Consider the following 21,680-nt stretch of genomic DNA (forward strand, 5'->3'; position numbering starts at 1 on the left):
AACGCCGTCTATCTGAAACCCGCAAAGCACTCGGAGAGAAACGCGAGGCAGACACGAATCTTGGGCACACGATTTCTCGGCGCGAGCGTCACGGCTGAAATGTCGAATTCGGTCTCGTCCTCGTAATCCGCCAGCACTTGTGTCAGCTTTCGCTGCAGCACGAGTTCATCGCCGATGATCTTGTTGATGCGGCCTATGCCCAGACCCGCCTGCGCGAGCGAGACGATCGCCGAGGTATTGTCGGCAAGAATTCTTCCCGCCACCGGGAACGTGGAGAACTCATCGTCGCCGTCGAACGGCCATTGATTGTGCGAGGTCACCGCCGCGTTGGCGATCAGATCGTGACGTGCCAGGTCCCCGGGCGATCGAGGCACACCGCAAGCGGCGAGATAACCCGGCGAGGCATATAAGGCTCTGCGATGCGAACCGAGCTTGCGCGCTACATGCGTATCTCGCGGCGAGATGCCCGCCCTGATCGCGACATCGATGCCTTCCGTCGACATATCTACCGGCCGGTCGGAGATGTGCAAACTCACGCTGAGGTCCGGGTGACGATCGATCAACACTCGCAAGTTTGGAATCAGCACGTACTCGGCCAGAATGCATGGCACGCTGATTCTGACCGAGCCCAATACCTTGTCGCCGCGCGACGCGAGATCGTCGGCCAGCCTGGCCGCATTGCCGGAGATCAGTTTCGCGTGTTCGAGAAAGAGCTGGCCGTCGTCGGTCAACGATAAACCGTGCGTGCTGCGGTGAAAGAGTCGCAGACCGCATTCCGTCTCCATTCTCGACAACGCGCGCGACACCTGGCTAGGATGTTCATCGCGTTCGCGCGCCACGGCGGCGACGGATAAAGATTCGGCGAGCCGCACGAACAGAGAAAAGTCCTGTAAAGAGAACTCCGTCACGGCTTCTCGCTTTCTGAAGAGTGGGTGCCGCTTCTGGACCTTGTGCTCAACCTCGTTCAGTCCACGAGTCCGGCAGACTGTGCGTCAACGTCGACACGAAACGCGCCGCTTCCGGTTCACGCGGTTGCATGAAGATCTCACGCGACGGCCCCGCTTCTTTCACCACGCCGTTATTCAGAAACACCACGTCGCGCGCAATCGTCGCGGCGAGCCGCAGATCGTGCGTGGCCATCAGCATCGTCATGCCTTCGGTGGCGAGCTGCTTGAGCACTTCGACTACTTCGGCGGCGAGCCCGGGATCGAGCGCCGAAGTCGGTTCGTCGCACAACAGTACTTCCGGCGACGGCGCCAACGCCCGCGCAATCGCCACGCGCTGCTGCTGCCCGCCGGAGAGCGTGGCCGGCCACGCGTCCGCCTTGTGCGCAATGCCGACTTTCTCCAGCAATTCATCGGCGCGCACACGCGCTTTTTCCTTGTCCCACTTCTGCACGGTCAGCAAGCCTTCCATCACGTTCTGCCGCACGGTCAGATGCGGAAACAACTGGAAGTTCTGAAACACCATGCCGGTGCGACGGCGAATCGTCAGCACCGCATCTCGCGACGGTTTTTCATCGCGGCTGAATTCGAGCCGCTGATCGCCGAGCTGGAGTGAACCCGCTTCAGGAATTTCCAGCAGGTTCACGCAGCGCAACAGCGTGCTTTTGCCGCTGCCGGACGGACCGATCAGCGCCGTAACATTGCCCGGCTCGAGTTTCAGATCCACCGAACTGAGCACGCGCAAGCCGCCGAAATACTTGTCGATTTTTTCCAGTCGGATCATCAGTTACCTGCCTGGAAAAGTGCGTGACGGCCGAACTTGCGTTCGAGCCTGACTTGCGCCGACGACAACACCGAACTGAACACCAGATACACCAGCGCCGCTTCGGTATAGAGAATCAGCGGCTCGTAGGTGACCGAGGCGATCCGCTGCGCTGCCTGAAACACTTCGGGCACCGTCAGCACCGCCGCCAGCGAGGTGTCTTTGACCAGCGCGATAAACGAGTTCGACAGCGGCGGCAGCGCCACGCGTGCCGCTTGCGGCAGGATCGCGCGACGCAGTGCCTGGCTGCGTGTCATCCCCATCGAATAGGCGGCTTCCCACTGCCCTTTCGGAATCGATTCGATCACGCCGCGAATCACTTCGGAGTTGTACGCGCCCACGTTCAGCGAAAATCCGATGATCGCCGCCGTCAACGGATCGAGCACAATCCCCACATTCGGCAAGCCGTAGAAGATCACGAACAGTTGCACGAGCAACGGTGAGCCGCGAAACAGCCACACGTAAAAACGCACGATCGCCACCGCCCACTTCGGCCCGAACAGCCGCACCAGCGCGACGACGAACGCGAGCACAATGCCGATCGCGAACGACGCCAGCGTCAGCGGCACGGTGAACACAAGCCCCGCATACAGCAGGGGCCACAGCGAATGCGCCATCAGATGCAACCATGCCGGCATGATTCAGACTCGCGGTGGGGGCTTACTGGGAAACGTCTTTGCCGAAGTACTTCTGCGAGATCTTCTCGTAGGTGCCGTCTTTCTTCATGTCGGCCAGCGCCTTGTTGATCGCCGCCACCAGTTCCGGGCTGCCCTTGCGGATCAGCACGGCAGATTTGTCGCTGCTGTCCGACGCGGTATCGAGCGCGACGATTTTCACTTTGGCGTCCGGCTTGTGCTTCTTGAAGTCGAGGAACGACAGCGAATCGTTGACGGTCGCGTCCACGCGGCCCGAGGTCAGCAGATCGATCGACTCATTGAAGCCCTGCACGGGGATCACTTCCGCGCCATGCGCCGCCGCGATCTTGCCGAAGTTGCTGGTCAGTGTGTTGGCCGACTTCTTGCCCTTCAGGTCGTCGAAATTCTTCGCCGTGGTGTTGCTCGACTGCACGATCAGCGCCGCGTGCGACGTGATGTACGGGTCTGAGAAATCGTATTTGACCTTGCGCGCATCCGTAATCGCCACTTCATTGATCACCGCGTCGTAGCGGTTCACGTCGAGACCGGCGATCAATCCGTCCCATTTGCCTTCCACGAATTGCGGTTTGACGCCCAGACGCTGCGCGATTGCGGTGCCGATCTCCACGTCGAAGCCGGTCAGCTTGCCGGACTCGTCGTGATACGTAAACGGCGCGTAAGTGCCTTCGGTGCCGATCTTGAACACGCCGGCGGATTTGATCTGCGCGAGTTCATCGGCGGCGAAGGCCGAGGTCACGGCGACGGCTTGCAACAGCGCGATCAGCAGAATGGAACGAATCGACTTCGACTTCATCAGGTGGCTCCGTCAGGTTTGCTGCATCAGTGATGCTTGGGCAGGGCCCGCCGCGCTTGCGCCCGGCAGAGTGGGCGGACTGTAGCAAAGGGCTCACGCTTTTACAAAGGATCAGGTTTCCGATCAATATGCGCATACGTGCTAAGGCGACAGCCGTGGCCGATGACATGGCGTCGAATACGACGTTATAGCAGATAGGACGAACGGCATGCATCGCATCATGGAACGCGGGCGGGACGCCATCGGGGAAAACACGGGAGGGGCGCGACCGCGGCTAATGCAGCGGCTAAGGCGGCTAATGTGGCTAATGCGACAAACGCGCGGCGGCAAGAGAAAGGGCGGCGCCGTGGAAAACCACAGCACCGCCCCTGGCTGGTCTACAGAAAGCCTACCGCTCCACCGGATGCGGCTCCTTGCGTTTGTTGGCCACGCGGATCGCGTCGAAGTAAGCCGGATTCGGCGGACGCTTCAGATAACGCCCCGCCCCGCGCACCGCGCGCAACTCGCCATCGGTCCACGCGAGTGCGCCGCGCGTCAGCGTGTGCATCGCGACGCCTTGCACGGTCATGCCTTCGAACACGTTGAAGTCGACCTTCTGATGATGCGTCTTCACCGAAATCGTCTTGCTCGCGTTCGGGTCCCACACCACGAGATCGGCGTCCGCGCCGACCTGCACCGCGCCTTTACGCGGATAGAGGTTGAAGATCTGCGCGGCATTGGTCGACGTGATACGCACGAATTCATTCGGCGTGAGACGTCCGCTATTCACGCCGTGATGCCAGAGCACCGCCATGCGGTCTTCCACGCCGCCGCACCCGTTTGGAATCTTCGTGAAGTCTTCACGGCCCATTGCCTTCTGCGACGCGCAGAACACGCAGTGATCCGTCGCGGTAGTGTGTAACTGGCCCGCTTGCAGACCGTGCCACAACGCTTCGCGATGCTCGGCGGAACGGAACGGCGGGCTCATGACGTGCGCCGCCGCGCGCGTCCAGTCGGGATCGCGATACACCGCTTCGTCGATTACCAGATGGCCCGGCAACACTTCGCCGAATACGCGCAAGCCTTCGCTGCGCGCCCGCGCGATTGCATCGACCGCGTCTTTCGATGACACGTGCACGATATACACCGGCACGCCCAGCACTTGCGCGATACGAATCGCCCGGTTCGCCGCTTCGCCCTCCACTTCCGGCGGTCGCGACAGCGGATGCGCCTCCGGACCCGTGAAGCCCTTCGCCAGCAACTGGCGCTGCAACTGGAACACCAGCTCGCCATTCTCCGCATGCACGGTGGGCAGCGCGCCGAGTTCGAGCGAACGCGAGAAGCTGTTCACGAGCACTTCGTCGTCGGCCATGATCGCGTTCTTGTAGGCCATGAAGTGCTTGAAGCTCGATACGCCATGCTCATGCACCAGCGTGCCCATGTCGCGATAAACCGAGTCGTCCCACCAGGTGACCGCGACGTGAAATCCGTAATCCGCCGAGGCTTTCTCGGCCCAACCGCGCCACGCGTTGAACGCTTCCATGAGCGATTGCTTCGGACTCGGGATCACGAAATCGATGATGCTGGTCGTGCCACCCGATAGTCCCGCCGCCGTGCCGGTATAGAAATCATCGCTCGCCGTCGTGCCCATGAAGGGCAATTCCATATGCGTGTGCGGATCGATACCGCCGGGCATCACGTACTGGCCGCCCGCGTCGACAATCGTGGCGCCGGCCGGCGCTTCGAGGTCCACGCCGATCTGCAGGATCGTGCCGCCGTCCTGCGGATCCGCACACAATACGTCCGCACGATACGTGTTCTCCGCGTCGATAATCGTGCCGCCGCGAATCAGGGTCGTCATGTTGCGCCTCCTTATGAACTGCTGGTTTCGGTGCTACCTCTATCCATTACGCTGACGTCAGGCACTAACTAGGCGCTCGCCACTCGCGCGCTCGTTCCTTTGCTGAGCTTCATCCACGCGCTGTACACGATCGACGCCAATGCAAGTCCGACAAACCACGCATAGGTATAGAGCGTATTGAAGATCGCCGGCACGTTCGGAAACGATGCCGGAAACGCGGTATGCAAAAAGCCCGGCAGATTCGGCAGCACGCCGATCACCAGCGCGACCACCGCGCCGATATTCCAGCCGCCGGTATAGCTGTATTCGCCGTGCTCGTCGAACAGTTCGCGCGGATCCAGACGGGTGCCGCGAATCAGAAAGTAATCGACCATCAGAATGCCGGCCACCGGTCCGAGCAATGCCGAATAACCCACCAGCCACGTGAAAATATAGCCTTGGGTGGTGGCGAGAATCTTCCACGGCATCATCACGATCGCGATGGTCGCGGTAATCATGCCGCCGACGCGATACGAAATCCCCTTCGGCCACAGGCTCGAAAAGTCATACGCCGGGCCGACGAGGTTGGCGGCGAGATTGCAGCACATCGTGTCGAGCGTGAGGATGATCAGCGCGACGCCCACACCGATGCCCGTCATGCGGCTCGTCAGGTCGATCGGATCCCAGATCGCCTTCCCGTAGATCACCACCGTTGCCGACGTCACCACCACCGAGATCACCGAGAGCAATGCCATCGGCAACGGCAGCCCGATCGACTGGCCGATGATCTGATCGCGCTGCGTTTTCGCGAAGCGCGTGAAGTCGGGGATATTCAGCGCGAGCGTCGCCCAGAAACCGACCATGGCCGTGAGACCCGGCCAGAATGTGACCCAGAAAAGGCCCTCCTTCTTGCCGCCCGGCACGAATTGCGACGGCGCCGACAGCATCGACCCGAGACCGCCCGCTTTCGAGGTCGCCCACCAGACGAGCGCGATACACATCACGATCTTGATCGGCGCGGACCAGCTTTCGAGCCAGCGGATCGAATCGGTCCCGTGCACGATGAAGTAAATCTGCAACGCCCAGAACACCAGGAAACACGCGAGCTGTGCGAGCGAGATGTCGAGAAACGGCATGGCCGCGCCATGCAGCGCGTTGCCGGTGAGAATGTTCAGCAGCGTATAGATCGCACTGCCGCCGAGCCAGGTCTGAATGCCGTACCAGCCGCACGCGACGATCGCGCGCAACATGGCCGGCAATTTCGCGCCCTGCGTGCCGAACGAGGAGCGCACCAGCACCGCGTACGGAATGCCGTGTTTTGCGCCGGCGTGACCGATCAACAGCATCGGCACCAGCACGATCAGATTGCCGAGCAGCACGGTCGCGACCGCCTGCCACGGCGACATGCCCTCTTCCGTCAAACCCGCGGCGAGCATGTACGACGCGATATTCATCACCATCCCCACCCACAGCGCCGCGAAGTGATACCACCTCCACGTGCGTTGCGCGACGCCGGTCGGCGCAAGGTCGTCGTTGTAAAGACTGCTGCCCTGCGCGCCGGCCGCGAACTGCGGATCGGCGGGTTGCGCTGTCTGCTTCATCGAAAGATCTCCACTGGATCGTTGAGCCCCGCGCGGCTTCTGACGGCGCTTGAGGCCTTTGGGGAATGCTCGTCTCAGGCTGCCCTGGCCGCGTGCGCGGGTTCGGCGGTGTCGGCCGCTTCCGTCGCGGCGGGCTCCGCTGCATTCACGCGCGCCGGGTTGTTCGGATGCGTGGTCCAGTTCGCGTACTCGCCCTGATCCACGCGTTCCATCGTGATGCATTCTTCGACCGGACACACATGCATGCACAGATTGCAGCCGACACATTCGGAGTCCATCACTTCAAAATGCCGGACGCCATCTTTTTCTTTCATGATCGCCTGGTGCGCCGTGTCCTCGCAGGCGATATGACACAGGCCGCACTGGATGCACTTGTCCTGATCGATGCGCGCCTTGATGTCGTATTTGAGGTTCAGGTACTTCCAGTCGGTGACGTTCGGCACCGCACGGCCGCGAAACTCGTCGAGCGTGGCGTAGCCTTTTTCGTCCATCCAGTTCGACAGGCCGTCCGCGAGATCGGAGACGATGCGAAAGCCGTAGTGCATCGCCGCCGTGCAAACCTGCACGCTGCCCGCGCCGAGCACCATGAATTCAGCGGCATCGCGCCACGTTGAAATACCACCGATGCCGGAGATCGGCAGGTTCGGCGTTTCGACGTCGCGAGCGATTTCCGCGACCATGTTCAGCGCGATCGGCTTCACCGCTGGACCGCAGTAGCCGCCGTGCGTACCTTTGCCGTCGACCATAGGCAACGGCGACATCGCGTCGAGATCAACCGCCACGATCGAGTTGATCGTGTTGATCAGCGACACGCCATCCGCGCCGCCTTTATAAGCCGCGCGCGAACCGAGGCGGATGTCGCTGATATTCGGCGTGAGCTTGACGAGGCACGGCAGCTTGCTGCCCTCCTTCACCCAGCGCGTGACCATCTCGATGTACTCGGGCACCTGCCCGACCGCCGCGCCCATGCCGCGTTCGCTCATGCCATGCGGGCAGCCGAAATTCAGTTCGACCGCGTCGGCGCCGGTATCTTCGACGAGCGGCAGAATCCACTTCCAGTCGCGTTCGTTGCACGGCACCATCAGCGAGACGATCATCGCGCGATCCGGCCAGTCGCGTTTGACCTGCGCGATCTCACGCAGATTGACGTCGAGCGGACGGTCGGTGATCAGTTCGATATTGTTCAGCCCCGCGATACGCTGGCCGTTCCATTGCACCGCGCCGTAGCGCGAGCTGACGTTCACGACATGCGGGTCGAGGCCCAGCGTCTTCCACACCACGCCGCCCCAGCCCGCTTCGAATGCGCGGTTCACGTTATAGGCTTTGTCGGTGGGCGGCGCGGACGCGAGCCAGAAAGGATTCGGCGAGGTAATGCCGGCAATCGTACAGCGCAGATCGGCCATGTTCGGCTCCTTGGGGACGGCTATTTTTTGTCTGGGTGTTCGGCTGCATGTTTCTTGCGGCTGGCGTGGTTAGCGTCAACCGCGCGCTGTGTTACGGCTCAGGCGGCCTTCACCGCCGTGCGGGCGAACTGCGCATCGATCGCGGCGGCCGCGATCTTGCCGTCCTGCACCGCCTGCACCGTGAGGTCGATGCCGCCGGTAGCCGCGCAATCGCCGCCGGCCCATACGCCGGGCAACGAGGTCTGGCCACTTTCGTCCACCGCGATACGGTTGCCGTCGAGCGTCAGCAATTCGCGTTCGATACCGACCGGCACCAGCGTTTGGCCGATCGCTTTGAGCACCATGTCGGCTTCGATGACGAAACGCTCCTGGCTACCCTCGCTCGACGCACGCTCGAACTCGACGCTGGTCACTACACCTGCATTGCCGATCAAACGCGTGGGCGCTGCATGCGTGACGAGCGTCACGCCGCTGGTCTGCGCAAAGTCGCGCTCGGCCCATGTGGCGCTCATCGATTCGACACCGCGCCGGTACACCATCGTCACCGAGGTCGCGCCGAGCTTGCGGCTTTGCACGGCGGCATCGACCGCCGTATTGCCGCCGCCAATCACAACGACGCGCCGCCCAACCGGCACCGTGCCGACATCGCTCGCGCTGCGAATCTGCTCGATGAAATCCACCGCGTTCATTACGCCGCTCAGGTCCTCGCCTTCCATGGCGAGCGCGCGCACGCCGCTGAGGCCGATCGCGAGGAACACCGCATCGTGTTGCTGGCGCAGCGTATCGAGATCGATATCGCGCCCTAGCGTCACACCGTGTTTGATGTCGATACCGCCGACCGAACACAGCCATGCCACTTCACGCTGCGCGAAATCGTCGACGGTTTTATACGCGGCAATGCCATATTCGTTGAGGCCGCCCGCTTTTTCATGCGCGTCGTAAATCGTCACCTGGTGACCGCTCAACGCAAGCCGATGCGCACACGCGAGCCCCGCTGGCCCCGCGCCGATTACCGCGACATGCCGTCCCGAGTCAGCCGCGCGCTTGAACAGCACTTCGCCGCGCGCCATCGCCCAATCGGTCGCGTGACGTTGTAGCGCGCCAATCGCCACCGGCTTCGCGTCCTGATGGTTGCGCACACAAGCGCCTTCGCAAAGAATTTCGGTCGGACAGACGCGCGCGCACATGCCGCCCAGCGGATTGGCCGACAGAATGTCCACCGCTGCGCCCTTCAGATTGCCGTTGCCGATCTTGCGAATGAAACTGGGAATATCGATCTGCGTCGGACACGCATTCACACACGGCGCGTCGTAGCAGTAGTGGCAACGGCTCGCCGCCGCGGCAGCCGCGCTCGCGTCGAGCAAGGGCGCGATATCGGAGAACTCGCACGAAAGCTGCTCGGGCGACAGGCGCTGCGCGGCGATGTCGCCGGTTTGCTTGAAAGCCATACACGTTCCTTCTTCGATGTGAGGACGTAGCCGGTCCCGCCGGCTGCGCTGAAGCGGAGCCGGGCCGGCATGTTTTATGGGCACTAACTACGGTGAAGCGACCGCTCGAACCACGCGGACCCCAAGCGGGTCCGCCAAAGCTGATGCAGATCCTGGTGCTTGCGGTAAAGCGTTATGAAACCGGCTCGCAGGCACGCTCGAGCATGGCGTGCAGCAGTACGTTGGCGCCCGCCTCGATCCACTCGAAGGTGGCGTCCTCGATCTCGTTGTGACTGATCCCGTCGACGCACGGCACGAATACCATCGACGTCGGCGCGACTTGCGACAGATAACACGCGTCATGTCCTGCACCGGACACCATGTTGCGATGCGGATAACCAAAGCGTTCGGCGGCGGCGCGCACGGACTTCACGCAGGCTTCATCGAAGGCGACCGGTGCGTAGTAAAAGATCTGTTCGAGTTCGGTTTCCAGACCAATACCGCTCGCGATCTTCGCCACGCCCTCGCGCAACGCGGCATCCATTGTCGCGAGCACCGCATCGTCCGGATGACGGAAGTCGACGGTGAAAAACACGCGGCCCGGAATCACGTTGCGAGAGTTCGGATAGACCTGCATCATGCCGACCGTCGCGCAGCCGAACGGCGCATGGTCGAGGCCGATACGGTTCACCAGATCGACCACGCGCGCGGCGCCTAACAACGCGTCGCGGCGGCGCGGCATCGGCGTCGGACCCGCGTGCGCTTCCTGACCCGTCAGTGTGATCTCATACCAGCGCTGACCTTGCGCATCGGTCACCACGCCGATGGTTTTCTGCTCCGCTTCGAGAATCGGCCCCTGTTCGATGTGCAGTTCGAACGCCGCATGCAGAGGACGTCCGCCGCACGGCACATCGCCCGCATAGCCGATCCGTTCGAGTTCCTCGCCGAGGGTCTTGCCGTCCACGTCTTTGCGCGAGAGGCCGTAGTCCAGCGTGAACACGCCGGCGAATACACCCGAGGCCACCATCGCCGGCGCGAAGCGGGAGCCTTCTTCGTTGGTCCAGATCACCACTTCGACAGGATGTTCGGTCTCGATGCCGTGATCGTTCAGACTGCGGATCACTTCGAGACCGCCGAGCACGCCGTAGATGCCGTCGAAGCGGCCGCCGGTCGGCTGCGAGTCCGCATGCGAACCGGTCATGACCGGCAGCGCGTCCGCCACGCGTCCGGCGCGACGCATGAACACATTGCCCATCTGATCGACACTGACCGTGCAGCCCGCTTCCTTCGCCCAACTGACGATCAGATCGCGCCCTTCCTTGTCGAGGTCGGTGAGCGCGAGGCGGCACACGCCGCCTTTCGGCGTCGCGCCGATCTTCGCCATCGTCATCAGGCTGTCCCACAGGCGCTTGCCGTCGACCTTGATCGACGTCGTGGGTTCGGCGCCCCTCAGTGCTTCGGATACCGCGTTCATTCGTCTCGCTCCTTTCGGTGAACCGACATGAAACTGGTGCATTGGCGGCGGTTTTTGGGGCGTGTCCGCACGGCGGCGGTGCACACTCGATACGCTCGATCGCCTCTCGTGAGAGGGGGCAAACCCTAGGGTATCGGCCGCTCTTCCAATCCTGTCCAGTTGGACAGGTTGTAGACGATTAAGCCCGCCAAATCAATGCTTTTCGTACGGTGACAAACATAGCGAGAAGCGTGCCATTGCACTGCAGCACGGGGGAATGGGTCGTGAAGATTGGATAGGTGAGCGGCGCGCCGAACGACTAGAATGAAGCGCGACGCGGCACCCATGCCGCCGAAGGCGAACATGAGAGACGACGACGTGACAGCCGGCATCACGGAAAACGAAGAAACACGCGCACCTTTGCGGCGGCGCAAGGCGCACATTCGCGAGTCGAACGAGGCGCATCTTCTGGCGTGCGCGGAGGCGGTGTTCGCCGAGCGCGGTCTCGACGGCACCAGCACCGCGATGATCGCGGAGCGTGCCGGCTTACCAAAAGCCAACGTGCATTACTACTTCCCAACGAAGCTCGCGCTCTACCGTCGCGTGCTGGAAGATCTGTTCGAGGACTGGCATCGCGCGGCGGACACGTTCGAATGCAGCGACGATCCGGTCGAAGCGATTGGCGGGTACGTACGCGCGAAAATGGAATTGTCGCGACGTCGGCCGCTGGGTTCGAAGGTGTGGGCGAGTGAAATCATTCACGGCGCCGAGCATATGGAAGACATTCTCACCGGTCGTGTGAAACCGTGGCTCGACAGCCGCGTGAAAGTGATCGACGACTGGATCGCGCGCGGTTTGCTGGCGCCGGTGAATGCGCAGACGCTGATGTATATGATCTGGGCGACTACACAGCACTACGCCGATTTCGATGCGCAGATTCGCGCGCTCAAGGGCAAGCGCGCGTTGACGCAGAAAGCGTTCGATGCGACGACGGAAGAAGTGGTGCAGTTGGTGATTCGGGCGTGCGGGGCGGTGTCGCCGGCGCAACGAGAGGAAGGGGTGGATCCTTCGCGGTAGAAACCGGGCAGCAGAAAGAAAGCCCCGCTGCGCTTGCGAGGCAGTGGGGCCTTTTTACGGCACTCAAGAAAAGCCTCGTCAGCCCAGCGCCTCTTCAATACGTCTCCAGATGCAACCGCCCTTCCTTCTTCAACTTCGCCCACAGCGTTTCCCAATCCAGCTGGACCTGCTCGCCGATCTCCTTGAGCGCCTGCAGCACACCGTCTTCCATCCCCTTCAAACCGCACACGTAAATGTGCGTGTTGTCGTCTTTCAGCATCTGCGCGACATCCACGGCGCGTTCACGCATGACGTCCTGCACATAACGCTTGGGCTGCCCCGGCGTGCGCGAGAAAGCCAGATTTGTATCGATGAAATCCTTCGGCAGATTCGTGAGCGGCCCGAAGTACGGCAACTCCTCTTTGGTTCGCGCACCGAAGAACAGCATCAGTTTGCCGGTTGCGCCTTTGAGCCGACGGCGCCGGCGATACTCGGTCATCGCGCGCATCGGCGCTGAACCGGTGCCCGTGCAAATCATCAGCAGATGGGAGTTCGGATGGTTCGGCATCAGGAACGTGCCGCCGAACGGGCCAATCACGTTGACCACGTCGCCCTTCTTCAGATCACACAGGTAGTTCGAGCACACGCCATCGATTGCGTCGCCGTGTTGCTGCGACACGCGTTTGACGGTCAGCGACACGTTGTTATAACCGGGACGTTCGCCATCGCGTGGACTCGCGATCGAATACTGGCGAGCGTGGTGCGTGCGGCCATCCGTCGTTGCGCCCGGCGGCAGAATACCGATCGACTGTCCTTCCAGCACCGGAAACGGCATCGACCCGAAATCGAGCACGATGTGATGAATGTCGCTGTCGGTCGAGCCGTCCGTGAGCCGGTAGTTGCCCACCACGGTCGCCGTGGTCGGTGCCTTATGCGTGTACAGATTCACATACGGCTTCGCGGCCGACCAGGGCGGCACCACCGAGCCACGCACGGTATCCACTTCGATCCCGCTCGCGCCCTCCGGCGAGTCACCCGACGCTAACGACTCGTCAACAACCGGCACCGCCATCGTGTTCTGTTCCGGCAATACGTCCCACGTCAACTGCTCGCCGATCGGATAAGCGTCGGCCTTCAGCACGGTGCGCCAGTTGTCGATCGCACCGGTCGGACACGGCGGCACGCACGCCATGCAGCCGTTGCACAGGTCGGCCTTGACGACATAGTTGTTGTCGTCGTGCGTGATCGCATCGACCGGGCAAGTCTCTTCGCACGTATTGCAGCGAATGCAGATTTCCGGATCGATCAGATGCTGCCTGAGAACTTCGATCGACACTGGGCCGTTCATGACTTCCTCCATCGGGTAATGCCAACGCAACACAACACACGCGTTCAGTTAAAGCGCACGTACTCGAAATCGACCGGCTGACGATTCACGCCCATGGCCGGCGGCGCGATCCAGTTGGCGAACTTGCCGGGCTCAGCCACTCGGCCCATCAGCGACGCAACGTACGCGCGGTCTTCCGGCGACGCGAGCCACTTCGCTTCATTGGCGGCCCATTCGGTTTCGCTGATCACGCGGCCATCGGGCGACACCCGCGTGCCTGCAAACGTGCCGATCTGCCGGTTGAACGCTTTGTGCGGCACGGTCATGCGGAAGTCGATGCCGGCTTTTTCGAGCACCTTGTTCCAGCGCCCCACGCCCGCCACCGAATCCTTGATGTAATCGTCGCGCAGTACTTCGTTCATTGCGTTGAGCATCGGCACTTCGCGTTCGGTCAGCTTGCCGTCCTGCACGTCGAGCAGTTTGTAGCTCTGTCCATTCAATTGATGGTCGTCGTCGCGCTTGTTTTCTTCATAGCGGCCTTTCAGACCCGAGCTATAAAACGTTGCCGCATTCGACGAATGATCGGCGCCGAACAGATCGATCGTCACCGAATAATGGAAGTTCAGATAGCGCTGAATGGTCGGCAGATCGATCACGCCGGCCGCGCGAATCTTCGCGACGTCGTCGGTGCCGAGTTCGTTCATCACCTGCGCGGTGCGCTGGATCACGCGCGACACACCGGACTCGCCGACGAACATGTGATGCGCTTCTTCGGTCAGCATGAACTTCGTGGTGCGCGCGAGCGGATCAAATCCCGATTCGGCGAGCGCGGACAACTGGAACTTGCCGTCGCGGTCGGTGAAATACGTGAACATGTAAAACGCGAGCCAGTCCGGCGTTTTCTCGTTGAACGCGCCGAGAATGCGAGGATTGTCGTCGTCGCCCGAGCGGCGACCGAGCAGCGCCTCGGCTTCCTCACGGCCATCGCGGCCGAAGTAGCGATGCAGCAGATACACCATCGCCCACAGATGACGCCCTTCTTCCACATTGACCTGGAACAGGTTGCGCAAGTCGTACATGGACGGCGCGGTCAAACCCAGATGCCGTTGCTGCTCGACCGAAGCCGGTTCCGTGTCGCCTTGCGTGACAATGATCCGGCGCAGATTCGCGCGATGTTCGCCGGGCACGTCCTGCCATGCCGCTTCGCCTTTGTGCTCGCCGAAGTGGATCTTGCGGTCCTGCTCGCCGGGCGTCAGGAAAATACCCCAACGGTAGTCCGGCATTTTCACGTGATCGAAATGCGCCCAGCCGCCCGCGTCGACGCTGACCGCCGTGCGCAAATAGACGTCGTAGCCGTGCGAGCCTTCGGGGCCCATATCGCCCCACCATGCCAGGAAATTCGGCTGCCATTGTTCGAGCGCGCGTTGCAACGTGCGGTCGTCGGCGAGGTTGACGTTGTTCGGAATCTTTTCGCTGTAGTTGATCGTTGACATGGTCGGTTCCTGGTTCGGAAACTGCAGTGCTTAATCTGACAAACGCGATGAGAGGTGTATCTGGCAGAAGGCGTTGTGTCAGGCCGCGTTATTGGCGTGCGGCGCCTGAGTCGAGTCGTGCGCGGTCAAACACGCGACACGTCGAATTGCGCCTTGCTGCCCTTGCCGTACACCTTGAGCGCGCCCTTCTCGCCCACTGCATTCGGCCGGTTGAAAATCCAGTTCTGCCATGCGGTGAGACGCCCGAAAATACGCGTCTCCATCGTCTCCGGACCGTTGAAGCGCAAATTCGCTTCGAGGCCGGTCAACGCGTCGGGCGACATGGCCGCGCGCTCTTCGAGTGCGATGCGGATTTCGTCGGCCCAATCGATATCGTCGGGCGAGGCGGTCACGAGACCGAGGCGTTCAGCGTCGACGGGTTTGATCGGCTGACCGATTCGCGAACGCACGGCATCGAGCGGTTCGGCTTCTTCATAGAAGCGTCGCGCGAGCCGCGATTGGTGCGTGACCATCGGATACAAACCAAAGTTGACTTCCGACAGCGTGATTGCCGGTTCCTCGTCTTCATTCGACGGCAAGGCAGCCATGTAGGAACGATCGCAGGCGAAAGCCAGTTCCGCGAACGTGCCGGCGAAACACGAGCCCGGTTCGATCAGCGCGAACAGCGAACGCGACGACACGTCGATGCGCGCGAGCGTGCGGCGCAGCAAGCCGATGGTCTCGCGCACCAGCCAGTGATCCTTGTGCTGCATCAGCGTGGCATCCGCGGCGAGCAACGCGCGGGCGTCGCCTTCGGTCTTGAACACCCAGGTGCCGACTTCGAGTTCGTTGGTGCGCATCGACAGAATCGCGTCGTCGAGTTCGCGCGCGAATTGCAGCGGCCACCAGTTCACGCCCGCGGCGACGATCGCGTCGATGCTCGTGGGCTGATCGGTGTGCGGCGCTTTGGCGGTGAAGGTGGCGATACGTTTGGCGCGATCGATCGTGACGTCGAGCGTTTTATAAGTCAGGCCGTCGTCCCGGTCGGTACGGTCGATACGCGTGAGCGCCACGCCTTGCGCGTTCTCCGGACGATCGCTCTGCGCGGCGAGTTCGAGCGCGCGCGCCTGGATCGCCTGATCGAACTGGTTCGGCTTCACGACTTCATCCACGAGACGCCACGCTTTCGCGCGTTCGCCGCGAATGCCTTCCACCACCGTGCAGAAAATGTCCGCACGATCGTGGCGCACCTTGCGCTTGTCGGTCACGCGCGTCAGGCCGCCGGTGCCCGGCAACACACCCAGCAACGGCACTTCCGGCAACGACACCGACGACGAACGGTCGTCCACCAGATAGATCTCGTCGCAAGCGAGCGCGAGTTCGTAACCGCCGCCGGCACACGCGCCGTTCACCGCCGCGAGAAACTTCAGACCGGAGTAGCGCGACGAATCTTCCAGACCGTTGCGCGTTTCGTTGGTGAACTTGCAGAAGTTGACCTTCCACGCATGCGTGGACAAACCCAGCATGAAGATGTTGGCGCCCGAGCAGAACACGCGGTCCTTCAGACTCGTCAGCACGACGGTTTTGATTTCGGGATGTTCGAAGCGAATACGCTGGATCGCATCGTGCAATTCGATGTCGACGCCGAGGTCGTACGAATTCAGCTTCAGCTTGTAGCCGTCACGAATGCCGCCGTCTTCGGCGATATCGATGCCGAGCGTTGCAACGGGGCCGTTGAAGCTCAGCTTCCAGTGTTTGTACTGCGAGGGATCGGTGCGGTAGTCGACCGGCGCGATGGCGGTTGCTGCTGTGGACATGGGGCGTCTCCTGACTGGACGATGCAACATTGTTTTTTGAACAATAGTGCATCGTCACACTCATGTAAAGCACTTTAATGCATGTTAAGGCGTAAACCCTGACGCCTCAGTGCATCTCAGCCGCCCACATCGTCCGGCGCTTCCGCCGCGACGCGCGCCGCGAGACGGTCGCGCAGTTGCAGATAGGCGTCGGCGAGGGTTTTCTCGCTAGTGTCGAAGCTCATGTCGGCCCGCCCGTACAGCTCGCCGCGGCCGGCCAGGATACGCTTGAGGTCGTCCATCGCTTCCTTGTTGCCGGACATCGGCCGCAAATCGCCTTGCGCGACGACGCGGCGCATGTGCTCTTCCGGCGTGGCCTGCAACCACACGGTGAAGCAGTGCGACAGCAGCGCGTTGAAGGTGCCCGACTCCGACACCAGCCCGCCCGGCGACGCGATCACCGCGCGCTCGTGCTCCTGAATCACGGCCTCGAGCGCGCGGTGTTCATAACGCCGGTACGCGGCCGCGCCATACAGCGAGTGAATCTCCGACGGCGGGCAGCCGGCCAGTTGTTCGATCACGCGCGTCAGCTCGACGAACGGCACTTTGCGCTCCTGCGCGAGCATCCGCCCCAACGTCGACTTACCCGCGCCGCGCAGGCCGATCAACGCAATCCGGTCCTTGCGATGCGGGTCGCGCGGCGCCTGCGCGAACATCTCGGCGAGCGCCACGCGGGCGCGCTGCAACGCTGCCTGATCGCGGCCCTGCAACAGCTCCCGAATCAGCAACCATTCGGCGGACGCGGTGGTTTCGTCGCCGATCACTTCAGCCAGCGGGCAGTTCAAGGTCGCCGCGATCTGCCGCAGCACCAGCACCGAAGCATTGCCGACCCCCGACTCCAGATTCGCCAGATGCCGCTCGGACAAGCCGGTTTCGGTCGCCAGCGTCTTGCGCGTCATGCCGCGACGCGCGCGCAGCAGGCGCACGCGCTCGCCCATCGCGGTCAGGAACGGATCGCGCTCCTCGCGCTCGGGCCGTTCGGCGCGGGTGGCGTCTTCGTCGGCGGCATCGTCCAAGGGTGCGGGAGAGTAATTTTGGTTCATGTTTTACAACCTCTCAACTTCGATACACGTACTATAGTGCTTGACACACACCGGGTGAACGGTTAATTTTCGCCAAATATTGATCCAATAACAAACGCTGCCGAGATTTATCGGCGGCGTCACGGAGATGGCGCCGCACCACGCATGAATTAAGTTGCGTGCGCACCGATCTGGAGGCTCACATGTCCCCCCAAGAATTCCAGCGTCTGATTGCCGGCGTGACCACGCAACTCGCCGACCGGCCGCTCGACGGCCAGCTCGCCGCCTGGCTGAACGACACCTGGCCGGCGGATGGCGAGACTTTCCGCGAATTCGCCGCGGCGTGCCGCACCGGCGTCGCCGAAGGCTGGCTGTGCAACCGCGAAGGCGGCGGCATCCGCTACGGCCGGATCTTCAAGGCGCTCCCCGACACCCACGGTTTTTCCGTCGATGTGGTCGCGATGCACAACATCGCCGGCCCGCATCACGTGCATCCGCATGGCGAGATCGATCTGATCATGCCGCTCACCGAGGGCGCGACGTTCGACGGCCATCCGGCCGGCTGGTGCGTGTACGGCCCCGGCTCGGCGCATCGGCCGACGGTGGCGAACGGCGACGCGCTGGTGTTGTATCTGCTGCCGCAAGGCGCGATTGAATTCACTGCTGCCTGATTGCCTGTTGCTCATCGCTCACCGCTCACTGCCAGAGACATGCCATGACTGAACTTTTGAAGAACTACGTAGCGGGCCAATGGGTCGCCGGCGGCGGCACCGGTGTGACGCTCACCGATCCGGTGACGGGCGCGGCGCTCGTGCGTGTATCGAGCGAAGGCCTCGACCTCGCGCAAGCATTCGACTTCGCTCGCGAGGAAGCCGGCGCCGCATTGCGCGTACTGTCCTACGCACAGCGTGCCGCTCGTCTCGCCGACATCGCCAAACTACTGCAAGCCAGCCGCGACGACTACTATGCGATCGCCACCGCAAATTCGGGCACCACGCGCAACGATTCGGCGGTCGATATCGACGGCGGCATTTTCACGCTGTCCTACTACGCGAAACTCGGCGCGGCGCTCGGCGACGTGCATGCGCTGCGCGACGGCAACGCCGTGTCGTTGAGCAAGGATCAATCGTTCAGCGTGCAGCACGTGCTGACACCCACGCGCGGCGTGGCGCTCTTTATCAACGCGTTCAATTTTCCGTCGTGGGGTTTGTGGGAAAAGGCCGCGCCTGCCCTGCTCTCCGGCGTACCGGTGATCGTCAAGCCCGCAACGGCGACGGCCTGGCTCACTCAGCGCATGGTTGCCGACGTGGTCGACGCGGGCATTTTGCCGCCCGGCGCGTTGTCGGTGATTTGCGGCGGCTCGGCGGGCCTGCTCGACCAGATCCAGGCGTTCGACGTCGTGTCGTTCACCGGCTCGGCCGACACCGCCGCGACGCTGCGCGCGCATCCGGCGTTCGTGCAACACGGCGCGCGTCTGAACGTCGAAGCCGACAGCCTGAACAGTGCGATTCTGTGCGCCGACGCAACGCCCGAAACGCCCGCGTTCGAGTTGTTCATCAAGGAAGTGGTGCGCGAAATGACCGTGAAATCCGGGCAAAAATGCACGGCGATCCGTCGTGCGTTCGTGCCGGAAGCTTCGCTGGAAGCCGTGCTCGACGCGCTCAAGGCGAAGCTCGCGAAGATCAGCGTCGGCGACCCGCGCAACGACGCCGTGCGCATGGGTTCGCTCGTAAGCCGCGAACAGTACGACAACGTGCTTGCAGGTATCGCCACGCTGCGCGAGGAGGCCGTGCTCGCGTACGACGGCTCGGCCGTGCCGCTGATCGATGCGGACGCAAGCATCGCGGCTTGCGTCGCGCCGCATCTGTTCGTGGTCAACGATCCGGACAGTGCAACGCTGCTGCACGATATCGAAGTGTTCGGACCGGTGGCGAGCGTGGCGCCGTATCGCGTTTCGACCGATGCGAACGCGTTGCCCGAAGCGCACGCCGTCGCCCTTGCGCGACGCGGTCAGGGCTCGCTCGTTGCATCGATCTATTCGAACGACGACGCGCACCTCGGCCGGCTCGCGCTGGCGCTAGCCGATTCGCACGGCCGCGTTCACGCGATTTCGCCGTCGGTGCAACAGAGTCAAACCGGCCACGGCAACGTGATGCCGATGTCGCTGCACGGTGGACCAGGACGCGCGGGCGGCGGCGAAGAACTCGGCGGCTTGCGGGCGTTGGGTTTCTATCACCGGCGCTCGGCCATTCAGGCGCCGGCCGCGGCGATCGACGCGCTCACGCACACGACGCATTTGCCCGCGGCCTAGCAGAACGAGACAACGACGCAACGAGACATCGAGATCAGGAAACACGCAACACGCAATAAGCCACACATCGAGCGGATCAAGAGCGCACAACAGCCGGACCGCCCCACCCCGATGGAGGAGACACATGCAAGCTCTGATGGAACCGGCTGCAAGCCAGCCCGCCGCGACGGTCGCGCCGCCGCCCGCGCTGTTCAATTTCGCGTCGTATCTATTCGGACTAAACAAACTCCGCGCCGCCAAAACGGCGTATATCGACGACACCGGCGCGACCTCATACGCCACGCTCGAAGACCGCGCACGACGCTTCGCGACCGCGCTGCGCACGCTCGGCGTGCATCCGGAAGAACGCGTGCTGCTCGTCATGCACGACACGGTCGAATTGCCGATCGCCTTTCTCGGCGCGCTCTATGCGGGCGTCGTGCCGGTCGTCGCGAATACCCTGCTCACCGCCGCCGATTACGTGTACATGCTCACGCATAGCCACGCGCGCGCCGTGATCGCCTCGGGCGCGCTCTTGCCGAACGTCATCGAAGCGATGAATACGGCGGAACATGACGGCTGCCAGTTGATCGTCTCGCAACCGCGCGCCGATGATCCGCAATCCGCGCCCGTGCTCACCGACCTGATCGACGCCGCCCTGCCCTCAGTCAGGTCGGCCCAGTCCGGTTGCGACGACATTGCGTTCTGGCTGTATTCGTCGGGCTCGACGGGCAAGCCGAAAGGCACGGTCCACACGCACGCGAATCTGTACTGGACCGCCGAGCTGTACGCGAAGCCGGTGCTCGGCATCATGGAAAGCGATGTGGTCTTTTCAGCGGCCAAACTCTTCTTTGCGTACGGTCTCGGCAACGCGCTGACCTTTCCGCTGTCGGTCGGCGCCACCGCTGTTCTGATGGCGGAACGGCCCACCGCCGACGCGATTTTCACGCGCCTGATGCGGCATCGGCCCACGGTGTTCTACGGCGTGCCGACGCTCTACGCGAGCATGCTGGTGTCGCCCGCGTTGCCCGCGCGCGCCGACGTCGCGATGCGCGTGTGTACGTCGGCGGGCGAGGCGTTGCCGCGCGAAATCGGCGAGCGCTTCACCGCGCACTTCGGCTGCGAGATTCTCGACGGAATCGGTTCGACCGAAATGCTGCACATCTTCCTGTCGAATCGCGCCGGGGCGGTCGAATACGGCACGACCGGACGTCCCGTGCCCGGTTACGAAGTCGAATTGCGCGACGAGGCCGGGCACCCTGTGGCCGATAGCGAAGTCGGCGATCTGTATATCAAGGGGCCGAGCGCGGCGCTGATGTACTGGAGCAATCGCGAGAAGTCGCGCGCGACCTTCCTCGGCGAATGGATTCGCAGCGGCGACAAATACTGCCGCTTGCCGAACGGCTGCTATGTGTACGCCGGTCGCAGCGACGACATGCTGAAAGTCAGCGGACAGTACGTGTCGCCCGTGGAAGTGGAAATGGTGCTGGTGCAACACGACGCGGTGCTCGAAGCGGCGGTGGTCGGGGTCGATCATGGCGGCCTCGTCAAAACCCGCGCGTTCGTCGTGTTGAAGCGTGAATTCGCGGCGTCTGAGATACTCGCGGATGAGTTGAAGGCGTTCGTCAAGGAACGCCTCGCGCCGCACAAGTATCCGCGCGATATCGTATTCGCCGACGACTTGCCGAAAACCGCCACCGGTAAAATTCAACGCTTCAAACTGCGCGAACAGTCATAA

The 21,680-nt window shown here is 62.6% G+C and carries 17 protein-coding genes; 4 read left to right on the forward strand and 13 right to left on the reverse strand.

All coding sequences use genetic code 11. The annotated features are described in order from the left end of the window. Positions 1–8: 8 nt before the first annotated feature. The 9 genes from FA94_RS03435 to FA94_RS03475 form a co-directional block, all read right to left on the reverse strand. Positions 9–908 carry a LysR family transcriptional regulator gene (locus tag FA94_RS03435; RefSeq protein ID WP_035546734.1) on the reverse strand — a complete coding sequence of 300 codons (900 nt, stop codon included), beginning with the start codon at positions 906–908 and terminating at the stop codon, positions 9–11. 46 nt (positions 909–954) lie between these two features. Further along, the gene (locus tag FA94_RS03440) at positions 955–1,728 is read right to left on the reverse strand and encodes an amino acid ABC transporter ATP-binding protein (protein ID WP_035546737.1); all 774 of its coding nucleotides are present in this window, start codon (positions 1,726–1,728) and stop codon (positions 955–957) included. Beyond that, on the reverse strand, positions 1,728–2,405 hold the full coding sequence (locus FA94_RS03445) for an amino acid ABC transporter permease (RefSeq protein WP_035546740.1): 678 nt from the start codon (positions 2,403–2,405) through the stop codon (positions 1,728–1,730). Before FA94_RS03445 ends, FA94_RS03440 begins: the two co-directional genes overlap by 1 nt. A gap of 22 nt (positions 2,406–2,427) precedes the next feature. Further along, positions 2,428–3,216: an amino acid ABC transporter substrate-binding protein gene (locus FA94_RS03450; protein WP_035546743.1), complete on the reverse strand. Its 789-nt coding sequence runs from the start codon at positions 3,214–3,216 to the stop codon at positions 2,428–2,430. Between the two features lie 388 nt (positions 3,217–3,604). After that, positions 3,605–5,056, reverse strand: coding sequence for a dihydropyrimidinase (gene hydA, locus FA94_RS03455; protein WP_035546744.1), 1,452 nt, complete (start codon positions 5,054–5,056; stop codon positions 3,605–3,607). Positions 5,057–5,124: 68 nt separating this feature from the next. Further along, positions 5,125–6,636 (reverse strand): NCS1 family nucleobase:cation symporter-1, encoded by a 1,512-nt coding sequence (locus tag FA94_RS03460; RefSeq protein ID WP_035546746.1) that lies wholly within the window; start codon positions 6,634–6,636, stop codon positions 5,125–5,127. A 74-nt stretch (positions 6,637–6,710) separates the two neighbouring features. Beyond that, positions 6,711–8,039, reverse strand: a complete 1,329-nt coding sequence (gene preA, locus FA94_RS03465; RefSeq protein WP_035546747.1) for an NAD-dependent dihydropyrimidine dehydrogenase subunit PreA — start codon at positions 8,037–8,039, stop codon at positions 6,711–6,713. A 98-nt stretch (positions 8,040–8,137) separates the two neighbouring features. Beyond that, entirely contained in the window at positions 8,138–9,487 is a 1,350-nt protein-coding gene (locus FA94_RS03470) for an NAD(P)-dependent oxidoreductase (protein WP_035546748.1), read from the reverse strand. Positions 9,488–9,659: 172 nt separating this feature from the next. Further along, entirely contained in the window at positions 9,660–10,940 is a 1,281-nt protein-coding gene (locus tag FA94_RS03475; protein WP_035546751.1) for a Zn-dependent hydrolase, read from the reverse strand. 342 nt (positions 10,941–11,282) lie between these two features. Here FA94_RS03475 and FA94_RS03480 point away from each other — a divergent pair, with 342 nt between their 5' ends. Beyond that, positions 11,283–11,996: a TetR/AcrR family transcriptional regulator gene (locus FA94_RS03480; protein WP_035549196.1), complete on the forward strand. Its 714-nt coding sequence runs from the start codon at positions 11,283–11,285 to the stop codon at positions 11,994–11,996. Between the two features lie 94 nt (positions 11,997–12,090). Here FA94_RS03480 and boxA read toward each other — a convergent pair whose 3' ends face one another. The 4 genes from boxA to FA94_RS03500 form a co-directional block, all read right to left on the reverse strand. Continuing rightward, positions 12,091–13,323, reverse strand: coding sequence for a benzoyl-CoA 2,3-epoxidase subunit BoxA (boxA, locus tag FA94_RS03485; RefSeq protein ID WP_035546754.1), 1,233 nt, complete (start codon positions 13,321–13,323; stop codon positions 12,091–12,093). Positions 13,324–13,367: 44 nt separating this feature from the next. Next, entirely contained in the window at positions 13,368–14,795 is a 1,428-nt protein-coding gene (gene boxB, locus FA94_RS03490) for a benzoyl-CoA 2,3-epoxidase subunit BoxB (RefSeq protein WP_035546756.1), read from the reverse strand. 125 nt (positions 14,796–14,920) lie between these two features. Further along, the gene (boxC, locus tag FA94_RS03495; RefSeq protein ID WP_035546758.1) at positions 14,921–16,591 is read right to left on the reverse strand and encodes a 2,3-epoxybenzoyl-CoA dihydrolase; all 1,671 of its coding nucleotides are present in this window, start codon (positions 16,589–16,591) and stop codon (positions 14,921–14,923) included. 116 nt (positions 16,592–16,707) lie between these two features. Then, positions 16,708–17,673, reverse strand: coding sequence for a helix-turn-helix transcriptional regulator (locus FA94_RS03500; RefSeq protein ID WP_035546760.1), 966 nt, complete (start codon positions 17,671–17,673; stop codon positions 16,708–16,710). 182 nt (positions 17,674–17,855) lie between these two features. On the opposite strand from FA94_RS03500, the gene FA94_RS03505 reads away from it, so the two are divergent. The 3 genes from FA94_RS03505 (at position 17,856) to FA94_RS03515 (ending at position 21,680) form a co-directional block, all read left to right on the forward strand. Next, positions 17,856–18,323, forward strand: a complete 468-nt coding sequence (locus tag FA94_RS03505; RefSeq protein WP_035546762.1) for a DUF4863 family protein — start codon at positions 17,856–17,858, stop codon at positions 18,321–18,323. A 44-nt stretch (positions 18,324–18,367) separates the two neighbouring features. Beyond that, positions 18,368–19,963: a 3,4-dehydroadipyl-CoA semialdehyde dehydrogenase gene (locus FA94_RS03510; RefSeq protein ID WP_035546766.1), complete on the forward strand. Its 1,596-nt coding sequence runs from the start codon at positions 18,368–18,370 to the stop codon at positions 19,961–19,963. A 124-nt stretch (positions 19,964–20,087) separates the two neighbouring features. Further along, positions 20,088–21,680 carry a benzoate-CoA ligase family protein gene (locus FA94_RS03515; protein WP_035546769.1) on the forward strand — a complete coding sequence of 531 codons (1,593 nt, stop codon included), beginning with the start codon at positions 20,088–20,090 and terminating at the stop codon, positions 21,678–21,680.

The organism is Burkholderia sp. 9120 (genome assembly GCF_000745015.1).
Classification (GTDB): Bacteria; Pseudomonadota; Gammaproteobacteria; order Burkholderiales; family Burkholderiaceae; genus Paraburkholderia.

Bases quoted from the DNA above. Each gene is read 5' to 3' on its own strand.
- FA94_RS03440 (WP_035546737.1), bottom strand. From the start codon at position 1,728: ATGATCCGACTGGAAAAAATCGACAAGTATTTCGGCGGCTTGCGCGTG.
- FA94_RS03445 (WP_035546740.1), bottom strand. From the start codon at position 2,405: ATGCCGGCATGGTTGCATCTGATGGCGCATTCGCTGTGGCCCCTGCTG.
- FA94_RS03450 (WP_035546743.1), bottom strand. From the start codon at position 3,216: ATGAAGTCGAAGTCGATTCGTTCCATTCTGCTGATCGCGCTGTTGCAA.
- hydA (WP_035546744.1), bottom strand. From the start codon at position 5,056: ATGACGACCCTGATTCGCGGCGGCACGATTATCGACGCGGAGAACACG.
- FA94_RS03460 (WP_035546746.1), bottom strand. From the start codon at position 6,636: ATGAAGCAGACAGCGCAACCCGCCGATCCGCAGTTCGCGGCCGGCGCG.
- preA (WP_035546747.1), bottom strand. From the start codon at position 8,039: ATGGCCGATCTGCGCTGTACGATTGCCGGCATTACCTCGCCGAATCCT.
- FA94_RS03470 (WP_035546748.1), bottom strand. From the start codon at position 9,487: ATGGCTTTCAAGCAAACCGGCGACATCGCCGCGCAGCGCCTGTCGCCC.
- FA94_RS03475 (WP_035546751.1), bottom strand. From the start codon at position 10,940: ATGAACGCGGTATCCGAAGCACTGAGGGGCGCCGAACCCACGACGTCG.
- FA94_RS03480 (WP_035549196.1), top strand. From the start codon at position 11,283: ATGAGAGACGACGACGTGACAGCCGGCATCACGGAAAACGAAGAAACA.
- boxA (WP_035546754.1), bottom strand. From the start codon at position 13,323: ATGAACGGCCCAGTGTCGATCGAAGTTCTCAGGCAGCATCTGATCGAT.
- boxB (WP_035546756.1), bottom strand. From the start codon at position 14,795: ATGTCAACGATCAACTACAGCGAAAAGATTCCGAACAACGTCAACCTC.
- boxC (WP_035546758.1), bottom strand. From the start codon at position 16,591: ATGTCCACAGCAGCAACCGCCATCGCGCCGGTCGACTACCGCACCGAT.
- FA94_RS03500 (WP_035546760.1), bottom strand. From the start codon at position 17,673: ATGAACCAAAATTACTCTCCCGCACCCTTGGACGATGCCGCCGACGAA.
- FA94_RS03505 (WP_035546762.1), top strand. From the start codon at position 17,856: ATGTCCCCCCAAGAATTCCAGCGTCTGATTGCCGGCGTGACCACGCAA.
- FA94_RS03510 (WP_035546766.1), top strand. From the start codon at position 18,368: ATGACTGAACTTTTGAAGAACTACGTAGCGGGCCAATGGGTCGCCGGC.
- FA94_RS03515 (WP_035546769.1), top strand. From the start codon at position 20,088: ATGCAAGCTCTGATGGAACCGGCTGCAAGCCAGCCCGCCGCGACGGTC.